The sequence below is a fragment of the Kitasatospora sp. NPDC048296 genome (assembly GCF_043201815.1).
Classification (GTDB): domain Bacteria; phylum Actinomycetota; class Actinomycetes; order Streptomycetales; family Streptomycetaceae; genus Kitasatospora.
This window is the reverse complement of record NZ_JBICZB010000157.1, coordinates 1-4387: the sequence shown is the minus strand read 5'-3', so window position 1 is coordinate 4387 and position 4387 is coordinate 1. Positions and strand designations below refer to the sequence as shown.

Genomic DNA, 4387 nt, shown 5'->3' with positions numbered 1-4387 from the left:
CACTGCGTCCCGACCTCGTCACCGTCCCGATCGAGGGCGCTCCCCCCAGCCAGGTCGTCCTGGTCAGCCGCAAGGGCGACCCGAATCCGATGATCAGGAATCTCCGGCTGGCGGCCAAGGCCGTCCTGACCGCCCCGGCAGCCTGACCGGGACCAGCCGACCCGCTTGGCGCTTGCACCAAGCGGTGACGCGCGCCGTGTTCGTCGCGCATCTGCCGGTATCGCTCGGGGTCAGGCTGTGCCGGCTCAGCGTCCGACCCCATGGAACGGCGATCAAGCACGCCGTCTCGCCCCCTTCGCCGAGCTGACCAACAAGCAGATACGACGAGGCGTCCACCGATCCGTGCAAGCCCTGGCGGGTCGTTTCGGGGAATCGTTGCAATCGGGGGTTCGGCGCGCGGAGGCCGGCGTCGGGGTGTGGAGTTCCCCGATGAACCCCGGTTGATGCTGTCGGATCGTCAGGGCCGGGCGGGGAGGTTGGCTTCCCATCCGTCGAGGAGTCGTTCGAGTCCCAGTTCGAACCCGCGCTCGGCGCTGTCGGCCGCGTGGGGGAGCTCGGCATCACGAATGACCCGGGCGAGGAGTGGGTGGCGCCCGGCCCTGACGACTTTGTCGAGGTAGGGCTTGTGGGCGTCCATCCATTCCTGGATGCCGACTCCGGAGCGTCGGACGGCTTCCTGTTCGGCGAGCTCGCCGATGGCGTAGCCGCGGACGAAGGCCTGCAGCGTGTTGACGACGGTGATCATGACGTCGATGTCGAAGCCGAGGGGATCGAGGGCGGCGAGTGCGCGCTCGGTGGCATCGAGGGAGTTCGGTCCAAGTGATGGGCGCCCTGCTGCGAGAGAGGTCATCCAGGGATGCCGGTGGATGGTGGCTCGGGAGCGATGGGCCAGGCTTCGCAGGTCGCCGCGCCAGTCGCCGGTGGGGGCAGGCGGGCCGCCGTCTTCGGCCGCTACGGCGTCGAGCATGAGGTCGAGCAGGTCGTCTTTGGACGCCAGGTAGCGGTAGAGCGAGGCTGTGCTCGTTCCCAGTTCCTTGGCGACGCGCCGCATGGACAGTGCCTCGATGCCCTCGGCGTCGGCGATCGCGATAGCGGTGCTGGTGATCTCCGCCCGGGTGCGTGCGGGTGCGGGGCCTTTCGCGGCCCGCTCCGGCCGGTTCCAGATCACCGTGTGAGCATCGTCCATCGGTTTTCCTCCTCACTACTGCGCTCACTGTTCGCAGTAGTGCTACTGCAGCGCCCATTACTGCGAACACTGTATCCGGGTAGAGTGTGCCCGGCCGAAAGGGAACCACCATGACCACTCCCGTCACGATCGTCGGCGCCGGGCTCGGCGGCCTGACCCTCGCGCGGGTCCTGCACCTGCACGGCATCCCCGCGACCGTCTACGAAGCCGAGACGTCGGCGCAGGCCCGCACGCAGGGCGGTCAGCTCGACCTCCACGAGTACAACGGGCAGATCGAAACGCTCAAGGCCCGGGGTGTCCCCGGCATGCGCCAGATACGCACGGCTGACGAGACCGTGCTGCGAGCCTGGCACGAACGGCTGGACCGGGCGGTGGTGGTCAAGCCGCTGCGCGGCTACTGGGGTGACGGTGTGTCGTTCTGTGACTCGCCCAACGAGTCGGCCGCCGCCCTGCGCAGGCTCCGGAGCCGAGGGACGATCCAGGGCGAGCCGATCGACGAGGTGGTCGCCCAGGAGTACCTGGTCGGCGCCGAGTACATCCTGAACACGGTCAGCAGCGAGGGAACGCACCAACTGACCGACGCGTGGCGCACCGAACGGATCACGGCCAACGGGGTGCGGGACCTGGTCGTGGCCCAGGTGCTGCTGCGCTCCGACGAGCAGCCGGTCCCCGAACTCGCCGCGTACGGCCGGCAGGTCCTGGACGCGCTCGGCATCCGCTACGGCGCCGCGCACCTGGAGATCAAGCTGACACCGGACGGCCCGCGGCTGGTCGAGGCGGGCGCCCGCATATCGGGACTCCCGTACTACACGGCCCACGCCGTGGGCGAGGGCCAGCTGGAGTGGATCGTCGACGCCTACGTCCGACCGGAGCGCTTCCACGCCCGAGCCGGCCGGGAATACCGGCGGCGACACGCGTTCGCCTGGGCCGCACTCGTCGCCCCGGCGGCCGGGCAGCTCATCCGCTACCGGGCACTCGACCGGATCAGAGATCTGGAGAGCTTCCGCGATCTCACCGTGATCGCCGAACCCGGCGATCCGATCAGCCCGACCACCTACGACCGGGGCTACCCCGCCACCCTCACCCTGGAGCACCTGGTGGACGCCGTACTCCGGCGCGACCTCAACACGGTGCGCTACCTCGACGGCGCCGGAATGTACGAGCTCGGCTGACCGCGCCGCTGCGGCGCGGCCTGCCGGCCACCCCGGCGGCCGATCTCCTGGCGCAGGATGCCGCCGGTGGCGCTCACCAGGTCTGTTCGGCGGCGCGGACGAGCATCTCGTTGACCGCGACGCGGCATTCGCGGGTGACGATGTACGCGACGGCGTCGGCGATGTCCTGCGGGCGCAGCATCTCGATGTCCTGGATCTGCCGCTGGATCGCCTCGCGTACGCCGTCGCGCTGGTGCGAGGCCAACTCGGTGTCGACGGTGCCGGGTTCGACGACGCCGACGCGTACCCGCTGCGGCTGCAGTTCCTGGCGCAGCGATTCCGAGAACGCGGTGACGCCGAACTTGGTCAGGCTGTACACGGCTGTTCCCGCGCGTGCGACCCGCCCCGCGGTGGAGCTGATGGTGACCAGGTCGGCGACCTGGCGGGGTGAGTCCTGGGCGGCGCGGACCAGGTGCGGCAGGGCGGCCCGGGTCATGTGCAGTACGCCGTTGACGTTGACGGCGACCATGCGTTCCCATTCCTCGGCCGGCGCGTCGGCGACCGGCCCGGCGTGCATGGTGCCGGCGTTGTTGACCAGGGTGTCGAGCCTGCCGAGCTGCGCCACCGTGTGCTCGACCGCGGCCTGTGCCTGCCGGGGGTCGGTGATGTCGGCTTCCAGCACCAGGGCGGTCGCGCCACGCGCGCGCAGTTCGTCGGCCAGTGCCGTGAGGCGGTCGACCCGCCGCGCCAGGACGGCGACGCTCGCGCCGGCGGCGGCCAGGGTGCGGGCCGTGGCCTGGCCGATGCCGCTGCTCGCGCCGGTGATGAGGGCCACGGTGCCCGTGAGGGATTCGGTCATCGTCCGCTCTCCTCCTTCGATAGGATCCTTAAGTGGAGCGCACTCCACTTATCTCGGAGAATAACGGGCTGACCCGCGATTGAGGTTGGGTTGTGCTGGCCTGGCAGTTCGGCTGGTGGGTGATTCAGCAGGCTGCCGCGCGGATGTGTACCAACTCGGTGCTCGGCCGGTGGCGGGAGGTCCGTAGGGCGGCGCGGTCGGAGACCAGGCTGGCGATGGCTCGGTGGGTTTCACCGTAGTTCTCGCGACGGCCGGTGTATCGCTGCAGTGGTCGCCACTGTCGGTGCTCGGCGTTGGCGTGCTCGACGCAGATCCGGCGGGAGGACTGGCGGCGGCGCATCTCGCGCCATCCGTATCGCTCGGTCAGTGGCGCGCTGTCGATGTCCTTCGGCTTCCTGGGCGGGGCCGAGATCTGGTCGGGGAACTCGTTGGCCAGGCCCCGGTAGCCCTCGTCGACCTCGGCCTTAACCCGCGGGTACTGGCGGAACTGCTCCGCGATGCCCTCAGTGCGCACGGCGGTCTGGTCGTGTATTCGGCCGGGCCGCTCGGCTCCGGACCACAGAGTCCGGCCTTGATGGTCGCTGATCGTTGTCGTCTTGATGGTGTTCTGCTTGCGCTTGCCGGAGATGAACGCCCGCCTGCCGGGACGACCCGCCTTCGGGCGGCGAACTTGGGTCTCCATACCGTCGATGCGCAAGATCGCGCCCTCCGCGTCGGCATAGGCGAACACGTCCTCCAACGTGCGCAGCCGGATGCCGGGCCGGTCCGGCACGGCGAACCCGCGCGCGGCAAGCAGCGGTAGGACCTCGCTGATCGCCCGGCCAATGGTGGAGGAGCCCACCTCGTAGATCACGCCCAGCGCAGCATGCGTCAGCCCAGTCCGCAGATGGACCAGTGTCGCCAACACCCGGTCGATGAATACCAGTTCGTACTTCGGACCGGCGCCAGTCTCGCGTTGCCGGGCACCACCACGCCGCTCGTCGCGTCCGGACTCGCAGCGTGCTTCCCAACGCGGCGCGAGCTCTTCGGTCAACTCGCCGAGATGTTGGCGCGAGATGCCGCAGAAGGCATGATGAGCCATGGCCGCGCGGGCCAGCTTGAAGTTCCACCCTGCGGTTGGACACCTGGACACTGGGACGTATGAGCCCAGAGGAAGCAGTCACAGGTGGGAACCAAGAGCAACATGAGTAA

The 4387-nt window shown here is 69.4% G+C and carries 4 protein-coding genes; 1 reads left to right on the top strand and 3 read right to left on the bottom strand.

Annotated features, from left to right (window positions below; genetic code table 11):
• Nucleotides 1-457: 457 nt before the first annotated feature.
• Nucleotides 458-1186, bottom strand: a complete 729-nt coding sequence (locus ACGF12_RS37970; protein WP_393041047.1) for a TetR/AcrR family transcriptional regulator — start codon at nt 1184-1186, stop codon at nt 458-460.
• 110 nt (nt 1187-1296) lie between these two features.
• Here ACGF12_RS37970 and ACGF12_RS37965 point away from each other — a divergent pair, with 110 nt between their 5' ends.
• Nucleotides 1297-2358, top strand: a complete 1062-nt coding sequence (locus ACGF12_RS37965; RefSeq protein ID WP_393041044.1) for an ATP-grasp domain-containing protein — start codon at nt 1297-1299, stop codon at nt 2356-2358.
• A 73-nt stretch (nt 2359-2431) separates the two neighbouring features.
• Here the strand turns inward: ACGF12_RS37965 and ACGF12_RS37960 are convergent, their stop codons facing one another.
• Nucleotides 2432-3196, bottom strand: a complete 765-nt coding sequence (locus ACGF12_RS37960; RefSeq protein ID WP_393041041.1) for an SDR family NAD(P)-dependent oxidoreductase — start codon at nt 3194-3196, stop codon at nt 2432-2434.
• Nucleotides 3197-3320: 124 nt separating this feature from the next.
• On the bottom strand, nt 3321-4277 hold the full coding sequence (locus ACGF12_RS37955) for a transposase family protein (protein WP_393041039.1): 957 nt from the start codon (nt 4275-4277) through the stop codon (nt 3321-3323).
• Between the last annotated feature and the right edge of the window lie 110 nt (nt 4278-4387).